This is a genomic window from Enterobacter sp. RHBSTW-00994, assembly GCF_013782625.1.
GTDB lineage: Bacteria > Pseudomonadota > Gammaproteobacteria > Enterobacterales > Enterobacteriaceae > Enterobacter.
Genome location: NZ_CP056199.1, coordinates 2,091,272 through 2,113,399, shown reverse-complemented (window position 1 = coordinate 2,113,399; position 22,128 = coordinate 2,091,272). Strand labels below are relative to the sequence as shown.

General features: G+C 51.7%; 20 protein-coding genes and 1 pseudogene. 10 read left to right on the top strand and 11 right to left on the bottom strand.

Features of this window, described 5'->3' with window-relative positions; all coding sequences use genetic code 11:
• Positions 1-5 precede the first annotated feature (5 nt).
• A complete protein-coding gene (locus tag HV346_RS10160; protein ID WP_181623360.1) occupies positions 6-1,037 on the top strand; it encodes a methionine synthase in 1,032 nt (343 codons plus the stop codon).
• Between the two features lie 339 nt (positions 1,038-1,376).
• Here HV346_RS10160 and umuC read toward each other — a convergent pair whose 3' ends face one another.
• From umuC to HV346_RS10130, 6 genes are all read right to left on the bottom strand, one after another.
• Entirely contained in the window at positions 1,377-2,639 is a 1,263-nt protein-coding gene (umuC, locus tag HV346_RS10155) for a translesion error-prone DNA polymerase V subunit UmuC (protein ID WP_181623359.1), read from the bottom strand.
• Complete coding sequence (gene umuD, locus HV346_RS10150; protein ID WP_181623358.1) at positions 2,623-3,057, bottom strand: translesion error-prone DNA polymerase V autoproteolytic subunit; 435 nt, start codon at positions 3,055-3,057, stop codon at positions 2,623-2,625. The genes umuC and umuD overlap by 17 nt, the downstream gene beginning before the upstream one ends.
• Positions 3,058-3,207: 150 nt before the next feature.
• Positions 3,208-4,596 (bottom strand): aminopeptidase P family protein, encoded by a 1,389-nt coding sequence (locus HV346_RS10145; protein WP_181623357.1) that lies wholly within the window; start codon positions 4,594-4,596, stop codon positions 3,208-3,210.
• A gap of 44 nt (positions 4,597-4,640) precedes the next feature.
• The gene (locus tag HV346_RS10140) at positions 4,641-5,657 is read right to left on the bottom strand and encodes a NagC family transcriptional regulator (RefSeq protein WP_181623356.1); all 1,017 of its coding nucleotides are present in this window, start codon (positions 5,655-5,657) and stop codon (positions 4,641-4,643) included.
• Positions 5,647-7,032 carry a glycoside-pentoside-hexuronide (GPH):cation symporter gene (locus HV346_RS10135; protein WP_181623355.1) on the bottom strand — a complete coding sequence of 462 codons (1,386 nt, stop codon included), beginning with the start codon at positions 7,030-7,032 and terminating at the stop codon, positions 5,647-5,649. Before HV346_RS10135 ends, HV346_RS10140 begins: the two co-directional genes overlap by 11 nt.
• Before the next feature lie 73 nt (positions 7,033-7,105).
• On the bottom strand, positions 7,106-8,650 hold the full coding sequence (locus HV346_RS10130; protein WP_181623354.1) for a nucleoside hydrolase-like domain-containing protein: 1,545 nt from the start codon (positions 8,648-8,650) through the stop codon (positions 7,106-7,108).
• A 293-nt stretch (positions 8,651-8,943) separates the two neighbouring features.
• On the opposite strand from HV346_RS10130, the gene HV346_RS10125 reads away from it, so the two are divergent.
• On the top strand, positions 8,944-9,153 hold the full coding sequence (locus tag HV346_RS10125; protein WP_181623353.1) for a hypothetical protein: 210 nt from the start codon (positions 8,944-8,946) through the stop codon (positions 9,151-9,153).
• Positions 9,154-9,193: 40 nt separating this feature from the next.
• A pseudogene (locus HV346_RS10120) lies at positions 9,194-9,361 on the top strand (hypothetical protein); the annotation flags it as partial.
• A gap of 111 nt (positions 9,362-9,472) precedes the next feature.
• On the opposite strand, the gene HV346_RS10115 reads toward HV346_RS10120, so the two are convergent.
• Positions 9,473-10,339, bottom strand: coding sequence for an aldo/keto reductase family oxidoreductase (locus HV346_RS10115; protein ID WP_181623351.1), 867 nt, complete (start codon positions 10,337-10,339; stop codon positions 9,473-9,475).
• Positions 10,340-10,510: 171 nt separating this feature from the next.
• On the opposite strand from HV346_RS10115, the gene HV346_RS10110 reads away from it, so the two are divergent.
• Positions 10,511-12,169, top strand: coding sequence for a methyl-accepting chemotaxis protein (locus HV346_RS10110; RefSeq protein WP_181623350.1), 1,659 nt, complete (start codon positions 10,511-10,513; stop codon positions 12,167-12,169).
• Between the two features lie 36 nt (positions 12,170-12,205).
• Here HV346_RS10110 and HV346_RS10105 read toward each other — a convergent pair whose 3' ends face one another.
• Complete coding sequence (locus HV346_RS10105; protein ID WP_181623349.1) at positions 12,206-13,105, bottom strand: LysR family transcriptional regulator; 900 nt, start codon at positions 13,103-13,105, stop codon at positions 12,206-12,208.
• 109 nt (positions 13,106-13,214) lie between these two features.
• Between HV346_RS10105 and HV346_RS10100 the strand changes: the two genes are divergently transcribed.
• Entirely contained in the window at positions 13,215-13,835 is a 621-nt protein-coding gene (locus HV346_RS10100; RefSeq protein ID WP_181623348.1) for a LysE family translocator, read from the top strand.
• On the opposite strand, the gene smrA is transcribed toward HV346_RS10100, so the two are convergent.
• Complete coding sequence (smrA, locus tag HV346_RS10095; RefSeq protein ID WP_181623347.1) at positions 13,832-14,395, bottom strand: DNA endonuclease SmrA; 564 nt, start codon at positions 14,393-14,395, stop codon at positions 13,832-13,834. The two genes, HV346_RS10100 and smrA, sit on opposite strands and share 4 nt — an antisense overlap.
• A gap of 369 nt (positions 14,396-14,764) precedes the next feature.
• Positions 14,765-15,676 carry a LysR family transcriptional regulator gene (locus tag HV346_RS10090; RefSeq protein ID WP_181623346.1) on the bottom strand — a complete coding sequence of 304 codons (912 nt, stop codon included), beginning with the start codon at positions 15,674-15,676 and terminating at the stop codon, positions 14,765-14,767.
• A gap of 174 nt (positions 15,677-15,850) precedes the next feature.
• Here HV346_RS10090 and HV346_RS10085 point away from each other — a divergent pair, with 174 nt between their 5' ends.
• From HV346_RS10085 to fnr, 5 genes are all read left to right on the top strand, one after another.
• A complete protein-coding gene (locus HV346_RS10085; protein WP_181623345.1) occupies positions 15,851-17,161 on the top strand; it encodes a M20 family metallo-hydrolase in 1,311 nt (436 codons plus the stop codon).
• Positions 17,161-18,606 carry a M20 family metallopeptidase gene (locus HV346_RS10080; protein WP_181623344.1) on the top strand — a complete coding sequence of 482 codons (1,446 nt, stop codon included), beginning with the start codon at positions 17,161-17,163 and terminating at the stop codon, positions 18,604-18,606. The genes HV346_RS10085 and HV346_RS10080 overlap by 1 nt, the downstream gene beginning before the upstream one ends.
• Positions 18,607-18,656: 50 nt before the next feature.
• Positions 18,657-20,183, top strand: coding sequence for a p-aminobenzoyl-glutamate transporter (abgT, locus tag HV346_RS10075; RefSeq protein WP_181623343.1), 1,527 nt, complete (start codon positions 18,657-18,659; stop codon positions 20,181-20,183).
• A gap of 10 nt (positions 20,184-20,193) precedes the next feature.
• Positions 20,194-20,709, top strand: a complete 516-nt coding sequence (gene ogt, locus HV346_RS10070; protein WP_181623342.1) for a methylated-DNA--[protein]-cysteine S-methyltransferase — start codon at positions 20,194-20,196, stop codon at positions 20,707-20,709.
• A gap of 183 nt (positions 20,710-20,892) precedes the next feature.
• Positions 20,893-21,645 carry a fumarate/nitrate reduction transcriptional regulator Fnr gene (fnr, locus tag HV346_RS10065; protein ID WP_181623341.1) on the top strand — a complete coding sequence of 251 codons (753 nt, stop codon included), beginning with the start codon at positions 20,893-20,895 and terminating at the stop codon, positions 21,643-21,645.
• Positions 21,646-21,736: 91 nt separating this feature from the next.
• Here fnr and HV346_RS10060 read toward each other — a convergent pair whose 3' ends face one another.
• Positions 21,737-22,102, bottom strand: coding sequence for a hypothetical protein (locus HV346_RS10060; protein ID WP_181623340.1), 366 nt, complete (start codon positions 22,100-22,102; stop codon positions 21,737-21,739).
• Positions 22,103-22,128: the final 26 nt, after the last annotated feature.

Sequence of the window (22,128 nt, the reverse complement as noted above, 5' to 3'; positions counted from 1 at the left end):
TGATTATGAAAAAATTACTACCCACGTCTACTGCTGGCAGCTTACCGAAACCGTCCTGGCTTGCGCAACCAGAGACACTGTGGTCCCCCTGGAAATTGCAAAATGACGAACTGATTGAGGGGAAAAAAGATGCCCTGAGTTTGTCCTTATTTGATCAACTGCGTGCAGGCATTGATATTGTCAGTGATGGGGAGCAAACGCGTCAGCACTTTGTCACCACCTTTATTGAGCATCTCAGCGGTGTGGATTTTGAGAATCGCCAGGTGGTCAAAATTCGTAATCGTTATGATGCCAGTGTCCCGACGGTTGTGGGTGACGTTACCCGCCAGAAACCGGTGTTTGTTGAAGATGCTAAATTTTTACGTCAGCTTACCCGCCAGCCGATTAAATGGGCGCTGCCTGGGCCGATGACGATGATCGATACGCTTTATGATAATCACTATAAAAGCCGTGAAAAGCTCGCCTGGGAATTTGCCAAAATTCTCAACCAGGAAGCAAAAGAGTTAGAGGCTGCGGGAGTGGATATCATCCAGTTCGATGAACCTGCCTTTAATGTATTTTTTGACGAGGTGAATGACTGGGGAATCGCGGCTTTAGAAAGAGCAATTGAAGGCCTTAAATGCGAAACCGCAGTACATATTTGCTATGGATATGGCATCAAAGCCAATACTGACTGGAAAAAAACGCTCGGCTCAGAGTGGCGACAATATGAAGAGGCGTTTCCAAAACTGCAGACCTCGAATATCGATATCATCTCCCTGGAATGCCATAACTCACGTGTTCCAATGGACCTGCTCGAACTGATTCGCGGTAAAAAAGTTATGGTCGGGGCGATTGATGTGGCAACCAATACCATCGAGACGCCGGAAGAGGTCGCCGATACGCTACGCAAAGCACTTCAGTTTGTCGATGCCGACAAACTCTATCCATCGACCAACTGCGGCATGGCTCCCCTGCCTCGTCGGGTCTCCACGGGCAAACTGAATGCGTTAAGTGCAGGCGCAGAGATCGTCCGGAAAGAACTTTCGGCAAACTAACGACACCAAAACCCTGTTTTCCACGAACGGATAAATGGGGCTGATTTCCGCGGTTGAATGTCTCCCCCGTCGTGGAGGACAGTATGTCCCTCCACTTCTGCTTTGGCATTCTCCACTGAATTCGGGTTAACTGCGCGCCTACGAACACCAGAATGCTGTCAACCGGTGTACGATAATCTCTGGGGGTGTATCGCCCCCCCCTGTTATTCATTACGCATCCTTTCTCATTTCAGCAATCAAACCCACCCCATTACAGAACAATCATTGATACGTGCATTGGTTATTCACCCATGCCTCCCGGAAGATCAAGTCATACCGGTTTAGCAACGACACCCTCTCTTACTTCGCAACAGGCAGATCGGAAAAACGTGTGGTATAAGACGGGGAAAGCATTTCGCGTTTCATTGCCCAGGATTTTTCAATTCCCTGCCCTGCAAACCACACTTTTCCTTTCCCGGAGACATTGACGCGGTCAAGGGTGGCCATCAGAGCCGCACTGTTGGCGCGGGGCTGGTTGTCGTCAAACAGATTAAGCTGCGCGACACCGTGACTGAAAAAGTCCGCCAGCATCACACCGGCCTTCATATAGCGATGCCCATCGTTCCATATCCCTCCGAGTCCCTCAGTGGCGGCGCGAATAATGTCCCGCGTGTCATTTGTCGGGGTCATCAGTGTTACGGATGCCTGATTCCCGTAATAAATTTCATTTTCAGCATGTGGGCTGGTGCGCATAAATACACTGACGAAGCGGCAAAACTGGTGCTGGGCACGTAACTTTTCCGATGCGCGCTCCGCATAGGCGCAAATGGCCTGGCGCATATCTGCATAGTGCGTAATGCGATGCCCAAAAGAACGGCTACAGATGATCTGTTGCTTCGTCGGCGTAAACTCTTCCAGCGCAAGACAGCACTCACCACGAAGCTCACGCACCGTGCGCTCGAGAACGACGTTAAAATGCTTACGTATGACCCACAATGAACTTTCCGCCAGTTCAAGCGCCGTGGTAATGCCCATCTCGTTTAACTTTTTACTGATTCGCCTGCCCACTCCCCAGACTTCGCTCACCGGCACAACCGCCAGCAGCTTTCGCTGGCGATCTTTATTTGATAGATCGACCACTCCCCCTGTCCTTTGCCATTTCTTGGCCGCAAAATTTGCCAACTTCGCCAGGGTTTTCGTCTGGGCAATCCCCACGCCGACGATGAGCCCGGTATTTTGACGGACCTGGCTACGCATTTTATGCCCAAATTCCGCCAGGGAAATGCAGTTGCTGATACCCGAAACATTCACAAACGCTTCATCTATTGAGTAAATTTCTATCGCCGGGGAGATATCGGCCAGCGTCTGCATAACTCGATGGCTAAGATCGGCATACAGCGTGTAATTGGAACTAAAAAAGTTGATTCTGGACGGATAGGTATTTGCTTTTACCTTAAAAAACGGTTCTCCCATTTTGATGCCGAGTCGCTTTGCTTCTGCTGAAAGCGAAATAATGCAGCCGTCATTGTTAGATACCACCGCAACAGGCTTTCCCTGAAGGTCCGGACGAAAAACCGTCTCACAGGACGCGTAGAAGCTGTTGACATCAACAAGCGCGAACATGTCTGTGTGTCTTCAGTGAATGGGTGACCACGCCGAAGATCTGCAACTCCTCTTCAGACTGAAACGTAATAGGCTGATAATGCCTGTTGTGCGCAAGCAACCTCAGGGTTGGACGAATTTGTAGCTCCTTCACCGTAAATTCACCGGCGACGGAGGCTACAACAATGTCGCCATGCACCGCCGTCAACGACCGATCAACCACCAGCAGATCGCCGTCACCGATCCCAGCCCCGACCATCGAATCGCCACTGACTCTGACAAAATAGGTTGCGCTGGGATGTTTTATTGCCAGCCGATTCAGATCGAGACGATCTTCAACGTAATCCTGTGCCGGGCTGGGAAAGCCGCAGGGCACATGCTCTAAAAAAAGAGGTAACTCAATAAGTTGAGTGGCGTGATACGAAAAGAGGATGCTCATTATTGCCTTGCCTGCGTGATACTGTATATAAACACAGTATTACGCTTTTAGGCTATCCTGCAAGACTCTCCAGGCGCAAAAAACAGAACCCACTGAAATAACGACACATTCAGATAAAGAGAGCCGGATTTCATCCGGCCCGTGGCGGGTTTAACAGGTGAAGGCTTTATTTTTCGCCAGTAAGAAAGGCCGCAAATAGGCCACGGTATTTGACAGTGGGATCACATCGTCGCTCAGCTTTATATTAAGCTCATTATTTATATAGTTTTTTCTGGCTTCAATTCTCGCCCATAACTCAGGCCAAAGGTGTTGTATCTCCTTCTGAAGCGCAGGATCTGCCAACGCGATACTCTCTTCGGCGCTTATGCCGGTGTACCCCGGGACGGATGGAATAATATCGATCTGCAGGATCATTCCGCTTTTCAGGGTTTCCGTAGAGGCGTTATAGACTGGGGATGACATCCACTCTTCGTCTGCGCTGAGATGCCCTGGATTCAGATGCCATCTATATTTTTCTTTCGGCAGAACGGACGAGATCAGGGAGTACATCTCCCCGCCCTTCATCCCAATTTTTATCGTTTCGAGCCAGGTAACAACAGCACCAAAGTAGGGTTTCGCTACGCGTTCAAGATAGTCTTTTTGCGTTTCCGGCAACTCGCTCTCATCAGCAATGACAAAACCAGTCCGGCTGGAAAGCCCGCCTTTAAAACCGGTCGTCATGGAAAGAGGCTGGCCTCGCTGCACCGGTTTATATGTCGGGTAAAGGTTGGCCTTTTCAAAACGTTGCCCGGCAGCGGCAATCGTTACTACCGTATTGTACTGGCCTTCTGCCGTGAGATAGCTGCCCAATTGCGCCTCGCGAATCCCCGGCTCCACGGCATTCATCGCGTTCAGTATGCAGGTTGACGCAAGATTTGCGCCGTACTCATAATGTGCAATCTCATTCGCGTTATTGGTGATCCGGACACCCTTATTTCCGCCAATAAAAAGATGTGCGGCATTTTCCAGGACCGTACTGGCCGAAATACTGTTGCGAATGGCGTCGACAATAAACCAGGGTAAATCGAAAAGTTGCTTATTGTCAGCCAGAGATGAAGTAAACATTTTCCAGCCGACTAATCCAATGCGGGACATGGCACTCAACCCAATTTCATCGAACAGCACACTCAGGGGTTTATCGTTTTCCATCGGCTGGTTAGGCAGCGAGAATAGCGGGCTGTGCTTAAGCGTGACCGGCAGGCGGGAATATGTCGCCATCTTCAGATTTTCATTGCCGAGGATCACGGTCGCGTCACCGTTTTTCTCCAGCACCAGCAACCCCTCTTCAAAGCGGGGAATAAACCCCGTCAGGTACTCAAAGTTGCTGCCGTGTTCTTTGTCGGCATACACAATAATGGCGTCAAAATCCTCAGCATCCATTCGTTTCAGGACATTGTTCTTACGTTCCTGCATCGTTGCGTCGGTAAGCGGGACAGGTGCAACGCCCGGAAACGCCGGTGGCGCAGCCGTAACCTGTAAATGAAGTGCGCTAAAATCCATGTTATTGACCTCAAATTCTGATGTAAGCCCGTCGTGGAAAGGCATCAAACCAATTGCTCAGTGATACTGTCTGAACTGAGCTGGACCAGCCCTTTCACGCCATAGTGATATCCCGTTTTATCATGCCGGAGACGAATTTCGCGAATATGCTGATTAGGGTTGTTATCCAGCATATCCTGAACACGCGGCAGGACTTCTTCACCGTAATCTTCAAACAATTCACCAGTGGCAATCGCCAGCTTGATGTTATGAATGGGCGCAGTGCAACAAATGGCGAAGTAGAGTGCTTTCGCTGTGGTCAGCACCGTCTCTGCTTTGTTCTCTTCAATGACATTAAAGGCGTGTTCTATGCCGCCTTCATACGGTAAATGTACGATTTCCGGATAAAAACCGTTCTCACCCAACCCTGGTACACCGTTTGTGCAGTAGCCATATCCCAGGCTGCCAAAGCCTGGCATAAAGGCCACATACGATAATCCCGGCGATCGCTTTGCCAGCAGGTAGTTGGTGCAATGAGCAATGTTATAAATTCGGGTGGTGATCCCGACATGCTCCTGAATAAGCGCCATCAGATTGACGTTATTGTCCGTAAACAGCGGGCAATAACGTACCACACCGGTGAAATGTTCAATCCCGCCCTGTAGCGCTACACTGGCCACGTTGATGCGGGATTGCGCAACCCCGGCGGCGTCGCACAGCGCTTTAATGCCACCCGCAATGCGGATGACCAACTCGGCTGGCGTCATCATTTCCGGCAGGGAAAATTCATGAGTCGCAAGCGCATCAACCTGGGTGTTGTAATCGTTAAGCGTTCCCTGAAAACTCCCCTTTCGCAGCATAATATTGATACTAAAGGCTTGTCCGCCTTTTACGGCCAGAAGTTGCTGCGGACGACCAAAGGCGACATCTTTAATATCGCGCTCCTCAATCCACCCTTCCTGCAACAGCTGTGATGTCAGCTTGGTAATGTAGGCTTTGGTGACGCCAACCCGCCGGGTCATCTCCGCGCGTGACGCGTGCTCACTGTGCAAAATATTGAGAATGTGTTTTTTATAATCCATGTCGTGTCGCCTCTTTCCGACCCGCCTCATCCCGAACGGCCATCATAACATCCCTCATTTTTTGTTCATCCAGCCGATAACACTGCAGCAAAGCCGCCGTCAAAAACAGGCAACAGGCCGGGAGCCAGATATAGAGCCAACGAAACGCCGGAAGGTGATCCGGCAACGCCACGGTGTGCATTTCTGGCCGATAACCATACCATGCCAGCACATACCCTATCAGCGCGCCCCCTACCGCCATACCGGCTTTCGTCGCGAACAACATACCGCCGCCAATCATGCCGTTAATGCGAACGCCAAAACGATAAAATCCGTAATCTGCGGCATCTGCTACGCTTGCCCACAGGATCACCGCAATCAGCTCTGCCGCCAGCGTGGCGAAAACAAAAAGCCCGACATGCGACCAGAGCGCACTGGCTGGCATAAAGCCAATCGCCAGCGTGATCGCCCCACTCGCCAGCTGGCTGTAGACCAGCAGCACAATGCGTTTCACCTTTCCACTGCGTAGCAGATATCCGGTCATCACCGGAGCCACAATACCCGCCACCGATGCCATAGTCAGCATCATGCTCAGAAAGGTGACGGGCATACTGAGGACATATTTTACGAAATAGGCTGCCGCACCAAACTTCAGCGTATTCATGATCATCACCAGCCCTTGCGCCGCAAAAAGGATCAGCGCCTGGTCATTTTTCAGGAGATAACCAAACTGCTGGCGCAGACTGACGGCGGGCATACCCTCCGGGATCACCCGCTCCTGCGTATTGAAGTAACAAATCAGGATCAACAGCGTAGACAACAATCCAATCCCGCTCATCACCACCCGGTAGCCCAGTACATCGTTATCAAAGAGGGTAATCAGCGCAGGGATCAACAGTGAGCAGAGTAAATAGGCCGTTTTGGCAAGAGGAAAGCGGATCGCATTAATGTGGATCCGTTCGTCGCTATCGGCTGAGATTGCGCCCAGCAGTGATACATAGGGAACCACCACAAAGCTGAAGCTAAGCACCAGCGCGGTATAGGTCAGACAGGCATAAACCGTGCGCCAGAACGCGCTGAGTTCAGGCGAAAAAAAGACCGCCGCGCAGCTCAGTCCATAGGGAAGCGCGAACCAGAGCAACCAGGGCCGATAACGCCCACGGGAAGAACGAGTCCGGTCCGCCAGAAGACCAATAAGGGGATCGCCAAACGCATCCAACAAGCGCGCCATCAAAAACAAACTGCCCATTATTGCAGGGTTAAGCTGGAACACATCGGTGTAGTAGATGGACAAGAACATCATCGTCATGCCCATAAAGATATTCGCTGAGGTATCCCCCAGGCCGTAACAGAGCTTCTCTCGCAACGTGAGGGCGGGCGCAAGAGCGGTTTTCATCGTGGTTCACCGGCAGAGTTAACGAAGAGGTGATGTCAGAGGCTTTCGCATCCGACATCACTTCATACCTGAATTACTTGACGGAAACAATGATGCGACGGTAGGAGGTTAACGACGGAGTGCCATTATCCGTCACGGCCAGAATCAGGTGCTCAGTACCCGCTCGCTGGGCTTTCACCGTCACACGTTGTTGGCCATTTTCACCCAGCGTCAACACGGCTGGCGCATTGAGATTATCTTCTCCGCGACGTCCCTGAACGTCGTTAACATCCACGGCAGCAGAGCTGGCCGAACCGGCCTCAGGGTAGAGAAACCAGTTGTAGCTGAGCTTATCGCCATCGGGATCTTTGCTGCCTGATGCATCCAGAGTCAGTGTTTCCCCTTTTTTGGCCTGCAGATAAACCACCTGTTGACCCGCCTGACCATTCACCACCACGTCCGGGTTGTGATTGGCGTTCGCATAGTCGTTAATCCCCCATGCCATACGTGCAGCAAAGTCGTGCTGGAAAGCTTCACGCCAGCGCCAGATCGTCGCCTGGTTAGAGGTATACTGCTTGCCGTCTTTTCCCGTCACCGTATCCGCTGCGTTAGGGTTGCCTGGATAAAAGTCCCCTCCGCTGCTCCAGACAGGGCGCGTTTCATGCTGCGGCTGACGCACAATATAACGTCCTCCCCAGCCACCCCAGCCGGGGTTTCTTTCGCTGTTTAAGCCGTTACGGATGAGGCTCATAAACGACGGCGTGTCACCTTCCATGATAAACAGATACTTCAGATAGCCTTTCCCCATTGGCCCTTTATTGCGGATATTCTCATCCAGCCAGTGCTGAGAGACGGTGGTAAAGTCTGCTCCCGGTGCGTTGCGGTAATACCGATCGCCGCTGATCCCGGTCCAGGTGGCTCGGGCATAATCTTCACCGTTTTGGCTGGAGGGGTCGACGATGTAGGTGATATCCGGGTAGTGTTCACGCACCCAGCTTCCGGCATCATCCTGATCGGAGATGGCATACACCACCAGATTACGCGCCAGCGACTGAACCCTCTCTGCGGGATGTTTTCTCGACACATCCTGTAACGCCTGCGCCAGGGTGTTCGCCCCTCCCCACAGAGTGATAAACAGCGGGTGATTCGCATCAGTACTCTTTTCAATGGCCTTAACCAGCAGCTCAGAACCCGCGGTCTGTTTTCCTTCCCCTGTCGCTGCGATGCCATAGCTTGCCAGGCCTGGCGCCACCACAGACTGCAGTGCAGACACCGTCGGGAATCCGGCAGCATGTTTCAGCAGATTCGGCTGTACTTCACCATAGTGCCCCACCACCAGGTCAATCATATCGGTATGCACTTTTTCACGCTGCCAGGTCGATGTGGTTGCCACCAGACCTTCAATATTCATCTCGTTGGCGTAGAGCAAAAACCGCGTCAGAGACATCTGGTCGTCCGGCTCATTACCGATATCGGTTAGCACAAAGACCCGGGGTTTTTCCTGATAAGGCAGTACCTTACCGGCAATCTGTGTGATAGCCGTTTCCGCGCCAAAAGCCAGTGGTGCAGAGAATGTCGCCACCCCGGCCATTGCCAGCAAAATGCCCTGGGTCATCTTATTGATATGTTGGTTCACCATCGTGTTTTCACCTTTTTTATGCCATAGAACAATGGCCCCAACATAGTTAACACAGGAAACAAAGTAAAAAGAAAAAAGGTGATTCTGTGATGAGACGTAAATTTTTGAACTCGCAACCTTAGAGGAAACTAAGTCAAACAAAAGTCATATAAAAATCACTTACCAATGACTTAATCTAAATGCAAAACCAAAAAATAACATCACTATGCAATCACTACATATTGACTTTAATTTTTGTCAGCAGCATATTTTACAGCACAAATTAACAAGACAACGTGTAGAGGACGTTTTCTATGCCAACCCGTGATTATCCGGATAAGCGTATTGCACGCGGTTTCGCAAAAGATGCCGACCTGAAGATGTTAAGTGCAAGAGTTGATAAAGACTTAATGGAGTACGTCAGAGCCACTGCGTTTGAGACACGCAAAAGTAAGCAGGAGATTGTGGCGGAAGCATTAGCGCTGCACAGGAGAAATCGCCAGGCAGAATCTGCGGCGGAATAAACCCGACAGGGTTTACAACCACAAAACGAGAAAGATTGTCATGAAAAAAACAGTGATGATAGCCCTGGCCTTAGCCACCCTGACTGCCCTCCCAGCACATGCTATTAGTGCAAAATACCGCGCGAAGCTGGAGCGTTCCGGCTGTACTCAGGTCACGGAAAGCAACGGCACGTGCGACATTAACAAAACCAAAGCGCAAAACATCGCCAGACATCCTGAGCTGAAGGCAAAGACTACTCAGTCGGATAAGGTTATGCGTAAATAACATGCCGGACGGAAAAAGCCCAAAGCCGTCGCTTTGGACTTTTCATTTTTGCGCTTAATCCACCAGCGCGTTCAGGGTATCAAGCGCATCCACCGGTAAAATCAGATCGGCAGCGGCCAGATTTTCACGCAAATGCACCACAGAGGATGTACCGGGGATCAGCAAGATATTGGGGGAACGTTGCAGCAACCAGGCCAGTGCAACCTGCATGGCTGTTGCACCTAGCGAATCGGCGACCGCCTGCAGCCCGGAAGATTGCAACGGTGTAAAGCCGCCAAGCGGGAAGAACGGGACATACGCGATCTTCTGCTGAGCGAGCAGATCAACCAGAGCGTCATCTTCACGATTCACAATGTTGTACATGTTCTGAACGCAAACAACCGAAACGATCTTCTGCGCTTCAGCAACCTGTGTAACCGTCACATTACTTAATCCAATATGACGAACCAACCCTTGCTGCTGAAGCTCCGCGAGCGCGGCCAGTGGCTCAGCAATCGAGCCTTCTGCCGGACCATGCGCACTAAACATGATGCGTAAATTAACCACATCCAGCACATCCAGTTTCAGGTTGCGTAAGTTGTCATGCACTGCCTGTGTCAGTTCAGCCGCCGAAAATGCGGGCAGCCAGGAAGCATCATCACCTCGCCTCGCACCTATTTTGGTAACAATGGTGAGGTCGTCACGGTACGGATGAAGTGCCTCACGAATAAGCTGGTTAGTGACATGAGGGCCGTAAAAATCACTGGTATCAATGTGGTTCACACCTGCGGCGACTGCATGACGAAGCACATCAAGCGCAGCATTTTTGTCCTTCGGTGGCCCAAAAACACCAGGACCTGCAAGCTGCATTGCGCCATAGCCGAGCCGCTTAACCGTACGCGTCCCTAACGTGTACGTTCCACTTTTATCAATACTGGTCATGTATGCCTTCCTGATTCACTGGGTAGAGAGAACGCCTGGACCATCAATATTGTTCCGGTTTACAACGCGTTCCGGAGCAATACTGTTAGTTAAGTAATAGTTAAATTAAAGTTTAATTTCGCTACGTCGATATTATTTGTGCAACTCCTGCACCTATAACGGACGACCGCCATGCTGAAAAATTTGCACGTTATCACCGGTATTATCTTTGCACTCACCATATTCTGTCTGCTGCAAGTTGTCACGGGCGGGTTGTTTTACTCTGCCGTCAGTAATGACCGCCACAACTTCCAGAACTCAGGCGTGCTTAACGCGCAACAGGAAAGCCTGAGTGACAGCGTGAACACCCTGGTGAAAACACGCGTTACCGTCACCCGTGTAGCGATTCGTTATCTGAAAAATCAACGTGACCCAGCGGCAATGGCCGCCATCAGCAAACTGCTGGGAACGGCCAGTGAATCACTGGGAAAAGCCGAAACCTATTACAGCGCCTGGCAAAAAATGCCACAGGTGAAGGGCCAAAACCAGGCTCTGACGGAAGAGATGCAAAAATCCTGGACGCAAATGCATGAGGTGATGCGTCTGTCGATTGAGTATCTGCGTGCAGATAACTATCAGGCTTATGGCGATCTGGATGCGCAGCAAGCGCAGGATGATATGGAGGCGGTATACAACCGCTGGCGTGCAGAGAATAACACCTTACTCAAAGCCGCCGCCGAAGAGAACCAGAGCAGCTTTACGCATATGCAATGGACGCTGGCTGGCATCTTCCTCGCCGTAGTCGTTGTCCTGGTGGTGATTTGGCAAGGTTTACAACACCTGCTGTTAACCCCACTGAAAAGCATCATGAACCATATTCGAACCATCGCAGGTGGCGATCTGACGCACAGCATTACTCTTGGCAGCCGTAATGAAATGGGACAACTGGCGACCGGTTTGCATGAGATGCAACAATCTCTGGTGAGCACGGTCAGCGCGGTGCGCGGCAGTACCGACTCGATCTACACCGGCGCAGGTGAAATTGCCGCCGGTAGCAACGATCTCTCGGCCCGTACAGAACAACAGGCTGCCTCACTGGAAGAAACGGCTGCCAGCATGGAAGAGTTAACCGCAACGGTCAAACAGAACTCCGATAATGCCCGTCAGGCCACCTTACTGGCCAAAAATGCCTCCGATACCGCGGCCAGGGGTGGACGTGTCGTCGATAACGTTGTGCGTACCATGACCGAAATTGCCGACAGCTCACAGCAGATTGCTCACATTACCAGTGTTATCGACAGCATCGCGTTCCAGACCAATATCCTGGCACTCAACGCCGCTGTTGAAGCCGCTCGAGCCGGGGAACAGGGCCGGGGATTTGCCGTCGTAGCAGGCGAAGTACGAACGCTGGCCAGCCGCAGTGCGCAGGCGGCGAAAGAGATCAAAGGACTTATCGAGAACTCGGTTAGCCGTGTAAATACCGGTTCTGGCCAGGTCAGTGAAGCGGGTGAAACCATGAAAGAGATCGTCGCGGCAGTCACCCGCGTGACCGACATTATGGGTGAAATTTCGTCGGCATCCGATGAGCAGAGTCGGGGGATTGAGCAGGTTAGCCTGGCCGTTTCGCAGATGGACAGCGTGACACAGCAAAACGCCGCGCTGGTTCAGGAATCAGCAACGGCCGCCGCCGCGCTGGAAGACCAGTCAGAACAGTTACGTCAGGCCGTCGCGGCATTCCGCCTGAACGCACAAGAAAAGGTGACGGCTTCTCGCCCGACAAATGTGAAAACACCACAATTGTTACGCCCGGCAACCACTACCGCCGCCGACGGTAACTGGGAAACCTTCTGATCGTCATACGAAACCCAGCGGGCGATCTGTCGCCCGCTATTTAACGCACGTGCTGATATCCGGAATATGCCCGAGCAAGAACGCACATAGCGTCTCAATGCCCTGTTGCTTTGGGCTGTCGCTGGGCCAGACCAGATAATAGCCATCCCCGGTTTCAATCGTGCGGGTAAACGGCATCACCAGCAAACCACTCTCCAGCGCCGGAATGCTCAGCGCCACATCCCCAACAGACACACCGAACCCACCGGCTGCCGCCTGATTTCCCTGCTCCAGCGTATCGAAAACCTTCCCTTTGCTGATATCCAGCGTCAACTCAAACGGGCTACCTTTAAGCCAGCGTCGCCAGTCACGCCGATCTGGCGAAGGGTGAATCAGTTCGCAGGCACTGATATTGTGTTGCGCTTTTTCCAGAAGCCCCGGCGCACATACCGGCGCAAGGCACTCTTTAAAGAGCAACTGTGAAACGGTCTGCTCGCCAAACTGACCGTTGCCGAGCAAAATCGCGCAGTCAAACGGCTCCTGATAAAAATCAACGTGATCGACATCCATCCAGACACTGGAAACATGCACCTCAGGCGTTGAGTTTTCCTCAACAAATATCTTCAGAATGTTCAGTAACCAGTTCAGTGTTAGTGTTGAGGGGGCTTTTAGTCGTAGTCCGTGGCGGGTGGTACGAAATGCCTCACACGCACTCTCCAGCGTAGCAAAACCATTTCTGAGTTGGCTTGCCAGGATACGTCCGGCATCGGTCAGTTCAACCGCAGGACCATTGCGCAGAAAGAGCTGGCAATGAAAGTTCTCTTCCAGGGTACGGATGTGACGGCTGATTGCGCCAGGTGTGACGTGCAGCATTAGTGCCGCACGGGTAAACGAGCCACAAAGGGCGGCGGCATCAAAGGCCCGTAGTGCATACAAAGGCGGAAGTGGAGAGAGCATGGAATAGTCCATTGTGAGTTTAACTCACATTAAAACGCAGGATTTTCCGTTTTTCAATTCCAGTGCGATGGCAGACACTCCTCTTCTCTTCACCACAAGGAATGCTGATATGGCGTTATCGCTACTGAGCTCTTATCTCGTGGCCGTTATTCTATTGCTCATCACACCCGGTCCCGTTATTGCACTCGTGACTCACACAGCCTTACGGGAAGGGTATAAACGTGCATTTATCACGCTTGCCGGAACCAATTTAGCGTCGCTGGTGTTACTGGCGATGGCGGTGTTAATCCTGAGCGGGATCGTGGAAATACACCCATTAAGCCTGACGTGTATCAGCCTTGCGGGTGCGCTATTTATCGGTGCAATGGCAATTCAGATACTTACGCATTCAGGTACAGGGGAGCAAACATCAACACGACCGGGCGGCTTTATCACCGGATTTTTAACGGCTATTGCCAACCCAAAAGACATTCTCTTTTTTGTCGCCTTTTTCCCGCTGTTCGTCCCGGTAACCCATAATTTTGCGCACAGCATTGCTCTGTTGACGGCTATCTGGATTGTGCTGGATCTGGTGATCCTTACCCTCTGGATCGTGGGCATCAGACGGTATGTCTCAGTAAAGTACGAACGTGTCATACGGTTCGCGACAGCCGTATTTATGCTGGCGGTCGCGGTGTATGGCGTGATGTGGAATGGGAAAGAGATACTGGCAGCACTGAGCGCAGGTTAACGACTGCGTTTGGCGTGCCGCTCCCAGTTTTCAGCTCTGGCTTCGTCAGATTTTCGTAGCGCGACATAACAGGCTCCGCTGCCTCCATGATGAGGCAATGCCACACAAAATGCCTGCACGTCGTCAAATTCCGCGAGCCAGCGTGCCAGATAACTGCGCACAACGTTGGGGTGTGAATTATCTTCACGCCCTTTTCCGTGAACGATAACCAGATTGCGCAGCCCCTCGCGCCCTGCCTGGCGGATAAACGCAAACAGCATCTGACGGCATTGTTCAACGGGCTGGCGTAATAAGTTTAAGCTGGCCTGACGGGAATACTTACCTGAGCGTAACTTATCAATAACCCCCTGCTGCACACCGTCACGTTGAAATGCCAGCGGCTCTGCAAGCGGGACTAACTCCAAAAAACCCAGCGTTAAAAAATTATCGAGTTGCTCGGTATCAAGCTCTTGTCGGGTACGCGAATTACGCTCCGGCTGCCAGTGAATATCGGTACAGCGCTTCAGGGGCTGGACATCTTCCATGGCGTCAAGAAAGAGCGATTTGTCGTCAGGGTTCATGGACATTCTCCGGCTACATCTGAGCTCTGTACTATACCCTTGCCTGAGGCGTGTCTCAATCACCCCGCCCCTGAATACGCGGATAATAATAAACACAATAAATAATCACACAGGGGAAAATACAAAAATAACTAATGACAAATTTAAACCTAACTTAACTTAAATTTCAGCATTAGTTAAACATTAAATTTAAGTTAAAAATTCGTGAAATCAATCACTCTACAACCTTTCATTTTACAGGAAAGCTGTTATAACTAAATAAACCTGCTTAACGGATAAAACACGCGGGACATGTGAAAGGATATACTGCTGTGTGTACTGTAGGGTCTGTCAGGTGTCGGCAGACTCTATTTTTTTATTTTTGTTATTTTATTCATATACTATATTTCTGGCTTCCCTTCTGAATTGCGTAATTAACGATTCAGTAAGCGGTGTCTGGCGTGAATCACGTCGCTGGATTAAATAATAAGTCGCTTTTGGGAGTGTTTCGACAACAGGCAGCATCACCAGACGATGCGCCAACAACGGGTCACAGCCCAGTTCCTGCGGCAGAATGCTCAGGAAATCACTTTGTGCGACCAGGCTAATGCAGGAGGAAAACGTTTCACAGACAATACCGATACGGGGTATTTGCGAGCGGTGCATAAACACATCTTCTAATTGTTTATAATAACTTCCCCGTGGCGTTGGCATTGTCCAGTCATAATGTAAAAGCTCATTAATTGTTCTGGCTCCTATTGCCGGATGCCCTTCCCGACAAAATATGGCAAACGGTTTTTCAAAGAGTTTTTCGAAGGTAAATTCATGATCGTATGGACCTTGGCAATAAGTGTTTATTGTAAAATCCAGTTCCCCCTGACGTAATTCGTTAATCATCGATACCAGCTGCCCTTCCATTATTCGGACCTTCACTCGTGGATGCTGCACGTGAAAACGGGTAATGACCGCAGGCATTAATGTTCGGGAAATACTGGCTCCCATACCAATGTTGATTTGTCCGGCCAGTTGCCCCTGCCGCTGACGAATGTCGTCCTGCGCGGCACGAAGTTCCTCAAGAATGAGGTTGGCATGCTGATAAAAGCTTTCACCACACTCTGTCAGCGTCACACCTTTACTGCGCCGAACAAAAAGCTGAGCAGCCATCCCTTCCTCCAGCTCCTTGATCGATTTGGTCAGTGCCGGTTGGGAAAGATTCAGCGCCCGGCTCGCCCCCCGAATACTGCCCTGGCGAGCCACTTCTACAAACGCCCGGATTTGATGAAATTTAACCTGATAGGACATAACTCACCGATAACTGTTGTTTATCAGAGTAAAGAAATTGTCATCTACTTTAATGGAAATGGATGTGCGAGGGTAATTCCTGAACGGTTAAAACTGTGAAAAAACGGTTAGTGATAAGTAAAAACTATCACAGCGTGAAGAAGTTCACATATTTTAATGATGACAGGAAAAGACATGGATCAACTGACGCAATACATCCAGACCTTAACCCCGCAACTGAGCGCATGGCGACGCGATTTCCACCGTTTTGCAGAGTCTGGCTGGGTGGAGTTTCGCACGGCGGCAAAAGTGGCAGAAACATTACACCACCTGGGCTACGAACTGGCGATGGGCCGGGACGTTGTGGATGCCGACAGCCGCATGGGGCTGCCGGATGATACAACTCTTGCCCGCGAGTTTATCCGCGCCCGTGAGCAAGGCGCTCCCGAAAAATGGCTTACGGCCTTTGAAGGCGGATTTGCCGGTATCGTTGCCACCCTCAATACAGGCCGACCCGGCCCCGTTATGGCCTTTCGGGTGGATATGGATGCTCTCGATCTGAGTGAGGCCCAGGAGGAGAGCCATCGCCCATTCCGTGAAGGTTTTTCCTCCTGTAATCCCGGTATGATGCACGCCTGTGGTCATGACGGTCACACCACGATCGGCCTGGGTCTGGCGCAGGTACTGAAACAGAATGAAGCCCAGTTGAACGGCACGATCAAAATTATTTTCCAGCCCGCCGAAGAAGGCACTCGGGGCGCTCGCGCGATGGTGGCTGCCGGTGCGCTTGAGGGGGTGGATTACTTTACCGCTATTCATATTGGCACAGGCGTCCCTGCCGGAACCGTTATCTGCGGCAGCGATAACTTTATGGCTACCACCAAGTTTGACGTGCGCTTTACCGGTGTAGCCGCACACGCCGGCGGTAAACCAGAAGAAGGCCGCAACGCCCTGTTAGCTGCCGCACAGGCCGCGCTCGCCCTGCACAGCATAGCACCACACAGCGAAGGCGCTTCCCGCGTAAACGTTGGTGTCATGCAGGCTGGCAGTGGCCGCAATGTCGTGCCTGCCAGCGCTTTGCTTAAGGTAGAAACCCGCGGCGAAAGCGAAGCCATCAATCAGTACGTATTCGAGCGTGCAACGTCTGTTATTACCGGTGCGGCTGCACTTTACGGCGTTACCTCAGAGATGCGTCTGATGGGGGCGGCAACCTCCAGTACCCCAACCCCCGCCTGGGTGAACTACCTCCGCGAACAGGCAAGCCAGGTTTCCGGCGTCACGCATGCCATCGACAAGGTAAAAGCGCCTGCAGGCTCTGAAGATGCCACGCTGATGATGGCGCGAGTGCAGGAAAATGGCGGCCTGGCCTCTTATATGGTGTTTGGTACAGATCTGAGTGCCGGGCATCACAACGAAAAATTCGACTTCGACGAGCAGATCATGTGCATCGCTATCGAAACCCTGGCGCGAACGGCGCTGAATTTTCCGTGGGCGCGAGGTGTGTAATGCCGGAGAACTATGCGTTTATTGCTGATGCGATCGACACCCGATCTCAGACACTGACCAATATAGCCGATGAGATCTGGGATCATCCGGAAACCCGCTTCGAAGAGTTTTGGTCGGCAGAACGGCTCGCTAATGCGCTGGAAGCCGAAGGATTTAGCCTCATGCGTGAAGCAGGCGGCATTCCAAATGCCTTTATCGCCAGTTTCGGCACAGGAAAGCCCGTTATCGCATTACTGGGTGAATATGATGCCCTGGCCGGCTTAAGCCAGCAGGCATATTGCGCCACCGTACAATCATCAACGCCTGGCGCTAACGGCCACGGCTGCGGGCATAATTTACTGGGAACGGCAGCCCTTGCTGGCGCAGTGGCTGTGAAAAGCTGGCTGGAACAACATGGCGGAAACGGAACCGTTCGTTTCTACGGCTGTCCAGGCGAAGAAGGTGGCTCGGGTAAAACCTTTATGGTGCGTGAAGGTTTGTTTGATGATGTCGATGCCGCAGTGACCTGGCATCCGGAAGCCTTTGCCGGGATGTTTAATGTCAGTACCCTCGCCAACATTCAGGCATCGTGGCGCTTTCACGGCGTGGCAGCCCACGCAGCGAACTCCCCACATCTGGGCCGCAGTGCGCTGGATGCCGTCACGCTGATGACCACCGGCACAAATTTTCTCAACGAGCACATTATTGAGAAAGCGCGTGTACATTATGCCATCACCGACACGGGCGGCATTTCACCCAACGTTGTGCAGGCTCAGGCCGAAGTGCTGTATTTGATCCGCGCCCCGGAGATGGCCGATGTACGGCAGATCTACGCGCGTATTGACAAGATCGCTCAGGGTGCTGCGCTGATGACAGAGACCACCGTCGAGCAACGCTTTGACAAAGCCTGTTCCAGTTACCTGCCTAACCGCACACTCGAAGCAGCCATGTATCGCGCCCTGCAACATTACGGAACGCCCGCCTGGAATGAAGAGGAGCGCCAGTTTGCCCGTGAGATTCGTACAACGCTTACGCCAAATGATCTGCAAAACAGCCTGAAAAATATTGCAGCAACAGGGGGAGAAGACGGCAAGACCTTCGCCCGTCGCCATCAGGAGACGTTGCTGATCGACGAAGTCGCCCCGTACTCCGTGACTGACAATGTCATGGCTGGTTCAACGGATGTTGGCGATGTCAGCTGGAAAATGCCTGTCGCACAGTGCTTTAGCCCCTGTTTCGCCATCGGCACACCACTGCATACCTGGCAATTGGTTACACAGGGTCGAACCTCTATTGCCCATAAAGGCATGCTGCTGGCGGGAAAAGTCATGGGGGCTACGGCCCTGAACCTGCTCCAGGACGCTGACCTTCTTCGGGCATGCCGTGACGAGTTTGAACAACAGATAACAGACCGACCGTACGAGTGTCCGATCCCGCAAGGCGTGACACCGTCACCTTTAAAATAAAAAAACACATAAACACAAACACAACAACACAACAGTCCCGAGGAACGCCCATGAGTATGTCTTCCATACCTTCGCATTCCCCAACCGGTAAGCTCTATGGCTGGGTTGAAAGGATCGGCAATAAAGTACCGCACCCTTTCCTGCTTTTTATCTATTTGATTGTGATTCTGATGATGGCAACAGCCATTCTGTCCGCATTCGACGTGAGCGTACGAAGCCCGGCCGACGGTAGTCTGGTCGCGGTCAAAAACCTGCTCAGTGTTGAAGGCTTGCACTGGTTTTTGCCGAATGTAATTAAAAACTTCAGCGGCTTCGCCCCACTTGGAGCCATTCTGGCGCTGGTGCTGGGGGCCGGGCTGGCCGAGCGCGTAGGCCTGCTACCGGCGTTGATGGTAAAAATGGCTTCCCATGTCAGTGCGCGTTACGCCAGTTATATGGTGCTGTTTATCGCGTTCTTCAGCCATATCTCCTCCGATGCCGCGCTGGTGATTATGCCGCCAATGGGAGCGCTGATCTTCCTGGCGGTGGGTCGGCATCCTGTCGCAGGTCTGTTGTCCGCCATTGCCGGGGTCGGCTGCGGGTTTACGGCAAATCTGCTCATTGTCACCACGGACGTGCTGCTCTCCGGCATCAGTACTGAAGCTGCAAAAACGATTGATGCCGCGATGCATGTGAGCGTGATCGACAACTGGTACTTTATGGCAAGCTCAGTGATTGTTCTGACAATTGTCGGCGGCCTTATCACCGATAAACTCATTGAACCGCGTTTAGGCAAGTGGGAAGGCAGTCGCGATGAAAAGCTGGAGACATTAAGTAAAGAGCAGCGTTTCGGTCTGCGCGTCGCCGGCATCGTCTCACTGGCATTTATTGCCGTGGTAGCGCTAATGGTTGTACCGGAAAACGGTGTGCTGCGCGACCCGGTCAAACACACTGTGCTGCCCTCACCCTTTATTCAGGGGATCGTACCGCTGATCATCCTTTTCTTTTTCGTCGTTTCGCTGGCGTATGGTATCGCCACAGGCAAGATCCGCCGTCAGGCCGATTTACCACACTTGATGATCGAGCCAATGAAAGAGATGGCCGGGTTTATCGTGATGGTGTTCCCACTGGCGCAATTTGTGGCGATGTTCAACTGGAGTAACATGGGCAAGTTTATGGCCGTTGGCCTGACTGATGCCCTGGAAGCGGCCGGGTTAAGCGGTGTTCCGGCGTTTGTCGGTCTGGCACTCTTGTCTTCCTTGCTGTGTATGTTTATTGCCAGTGGTTCGGCTATCTGGTCTATTTTGGCTCCCATCTTCGTCCCCATGTTCATGATGCTCGGATTCCACCCGGCGTTTGCGCAGATCCTGTTCCGTGTTGCCGATTCGTCAGTGATCCCGCTGGCTCCTGTCTCACCGTTTGTCCCTCTGTTTTTAGGCTTCCTTCAGCGCTATAAACCTGAAGCCAAACTGGGTACTTACTATTCGCTGGTTTTACCGTATCCGCTTATCTTTTTAGGGGTATGGTTGGTGATGCTGGTGGCGTGGTATCTTGTCGGCCTGCCAATTGGGCCGGGTATTTACCCGCGGCTGAACTAAAGGAAAGAGGATGCTGAGATTACTCGAAGATAAAATTGCTACCCCGCTTGGGCCACTGTGGATTATTGCCGACGAACAGTTCAACTTACGTGCCGTCGAGTGGGAAGAGCACAGTAACCGCATGATAGAGCTGCTCGATATTCATTACCGTTCACAAGGGTATGAACGTATCAGCGCCAGCAATCCCAACGGCTTGAGCGACAAGCTTGCGGCATACTTCGAAGGTGATCTCAGTATCATCGATAACCTGCCAACCGCCACGGCCGGTACAGCTTTCCAGCGTGAAGTCTGGCAGGCGCTACGTGATATTCCCTGTGGCCATGTTATGCATTACGGCCAACTGGCTGAACAATTAGGCCGTGCGGGTGCTGCTCGAGCGGTGGGCGCTGCCAACGGATCTAATCCTGTCAGCATTGTCGTTCCCTGTCATCGCGTTATTGGCCGTAACGGCACGATGACCGGCTACGCGGGTGGCGTGCAGCGCAAGGAGTGGTTATTGCGCCATGAGGGCTATCTTTTACTGTAGATACCAGGCTTTTAGTGCTTAATTCTCTGCCAGTTAGGGCGAAAACCCATAACCAAGCTGTGGAATTTCAAGAAGATGGCAACACGTTACCGTCTCTTGTCCTTATTGAGGGTTTGCCAGGCTTACGTACTCGCCAAAAAGATGTTAAAATTGACCAATATCAATTAAGGCTCGAGCAAACCTATGATCCCGGAAAAGCGAATTATACGACGCATTCAGTCTGGCGGTTGTGCTATCCATTGCCAGGATTGCAGCATCAGCCAGCTCTGTATCCCGTTTACCCTGAATGAGCATGAACTTGATCAGCTTGATAATATCATCGAGCGCAAAAAGCCTATTCAGAAAGGACAGACGCTGTTTAAAGCGGGAGACGAACTGAAATCGCTCTATGCTATCCGTTCTGGCACGATTAAAAGCTACACCATCACCGAACAAGGTGATGAGCAGATCACTGGCTTCCATTTAGCAGGCGATCTGGTCGGCTTTGATGCCATCGGTACTGGTCACCACCCGAGCTTTGCTCAGGCGCTGGAAACCTCAATGGTCTGCGAAATCCCGTTTGAAACGCTGGATGACCTGTCCGGAAAAATGCCGAACCTGCGTCAACAGATGATGCGTTTGATGAGCGGCGAAATTAAAGGCGATCAGGACATGATCCTGCTGCTTTCCAAAAAGAATGCTGAAGAGCGTCTGGCGGCCTTTATCTATAACCTGTCGCGCCGTTTTGCCGAACGTGGCTTCTCACCACGTGAGTTCCGTCTGACCATGACCCGTGGTGATATCGGTAACTACCTCGGACTGACCGTTGAAACCATCAGCCGTCTGCTGGGTCGCTTCCAGAAAAGCGGTATGCTGGCCGTTAAAGGCAAATATATCACCATCGAAAACGGTGAAGCGTTGGCGATCCTCGCCGGTCATTCCCGCAACGTGGCATAACATCTGCGAATGACTGCAGCCAGATCGATACATTCGTCTGGCTGCATACTGAAATTCATGATTCTGCTTACCAACGTGTTCTCATCCCTTCTCAGTCTGCCGTCCTGCCCCGCCATTTCTTCCTGTTAACTGGCGTTTTCTCTGTTGAAACAGCGTCAACCGAGCCGTCTTCAAATCTGCGGATGTTCGCATTTGCTAAGTCGATTGCAGCCTGAACTTCAATTTCTTGCAGCGATTTCAGATCCATAGCCCCATTTTTCAGTAAGCGTAGTTTTACCGCCAGTTGCTTTTTGGCCTCGGTTCTGTTTTTAGGCGGTGTTTTTAAACATTCGAGATCTTGCGCGGTCGCTTGTTGCTGCTCGGTGATATACAACATGCGTTCTGTCGCTTGTCTTTTCGCCGCAACCCCTTGTGCAATTAATCTGCCTATCGCTTTCCGTTTTGAGTGATTTGCCATGTTGGCTCCTTTATCTGAGAAGCAAA

Excerpts from the sequence above, each read along its gene's own strand:
- HV346_RS10060 (WP_181623340.1), bottom strand. The coding sequence starts at position 22,102 with ATGGCAAATCACTCAAAACGGAAAGCGATAGGCAGATTAATTGCACAA.
- smrA (WP_181623347.1), bottom strand. The coding sequence starts at position 14,395 with ATGAACCCTGACGACAAATCGCTCTTTCTTGACGCCATGGAAGATGTC.
- HV346_RS10100 (WP_181623348.1), top strand. The coding sequence starts at position 13,215 with ATGGCGTTATCGCTACTGAGCTCTTATCTCGTGGCCGTTATTCTATTG.
- HV346_RS10115 (WP_181623351.1), bottom strand. The coding sequence starts at position 10,339 with ATGACCAGTATTGATAAAAGTGGAACGTACACGTTAGGGACGCGTACG.
- HV346_RS10090 (WP_181623346.1), bottom strand. The coding sequence starts at position 15,676 with ATGTCCTATCAGGTTAAATTTCATCAAATCCGGGCGTTTGTAGAAGTG.
- HV346_RS10160 (WP_181623360.1), top strand. The coding sequence starts at position 6 with ATGAAAAAATTACTACCCACGTCTACTGCTGGCAGCTTACCGAAACCG.
- HV346_RS10140 (WP_181623356.1), bottom strand. The coding sequence starts at position 5,657 with ATGGATTATAAAAAACACATTCTCAATATTTTGCACAGTGAGCACGCG.
- HV346_RS10085 (WP_181623345.1), top strand. The coding sequence starts at position 15,851 with ATGGATCAACTGACGCAATACATCCAGACCTTAACCCCGCAACTGAGC.
- HV346_RS10130 (WP_181623354.1), bottom strand. The coding sequence starts at position 8,650 with ATGGTGAACCAACATATCAATAAGATGACCCAGGGCATTTTGCTGGCA.
- ogt (WP_181623342.1), top strand. The coding sequence starts at position 20,194 with ATGCTGAGATTACTCGAAGATAAAATTGCTACCCCGCTTGGGCCACTG.
- HV346_RS10125 (WP_181623353.1), top strand. The coding sequence starts at position 8,944 with ATGCCAACCCGTGATTATCCGGATAAGCGTATTGCACGCGGTTTCGCA.
- HV346_RS10145 (WP_181623357.1), bottom strand. The coding sequence starts at position 4,596 with ATGGATTTTAGCGCACTTCATTTACAGGTTACGGCTGCGCCACCGGCG.
- HV346_RS10080 (WP_181623344.1), top strand. The coding sequence starts at position 17,161 with ATGCCGGAGAACTATGCGTTTATTGCTGATGCGATCGACACCCGATCT.
- abgT (WP_181623343.1), top strand. The coding sequence starts at position 18,657 with ATGAGTATGTCTTCCATACCTTCGCATTCCCCAACCGGTAAGCTCTAT.
- HV346_RS10105 (WP_181623349.1), bottom strand. The coding sequence starts at position 13,105 with ATGCTCTCTCCACTTCCGCCTTTGTATGCACTACGGGCCTTTGATGCC.
- umuD (WP_181623358.1), bottom strand. The coding sequence starts at position 3,057 with ATGAGCATCCTCTTTTCGTATCACGCCACTCAACTTATTGAGTTACCT.
- fnr (WP_181623341.1), top strand. The coding sequence starts at position 20,893 with ATGATCCCGGAAAAGCGAATTATACGACGCATTCAGTCTGGCGGTTGT.
- HV346_RS10135 (WP_181623355.1), bottom strand. The coding sequence starts at position 7,032 with ATGAAAACCGCTCTTGCGCCCGCCCTCACGTTGCGAGAGAAGCTCTGT.
- umuC (WP_181623359.1), bottom strand. The coding sequence starts at position 2,639 with ATGTTCGCGCTTGTTGATGTCAACAGCTTCTACGCGTCCTGTGAGACG.
- HV346_RS10110 (WP_181623350.1), top strand. The coding sequence starts at position 10,511 with ATGCTGAAAAATTTGCACGTTATCACCGGTATTATCTTTGCACTCACC.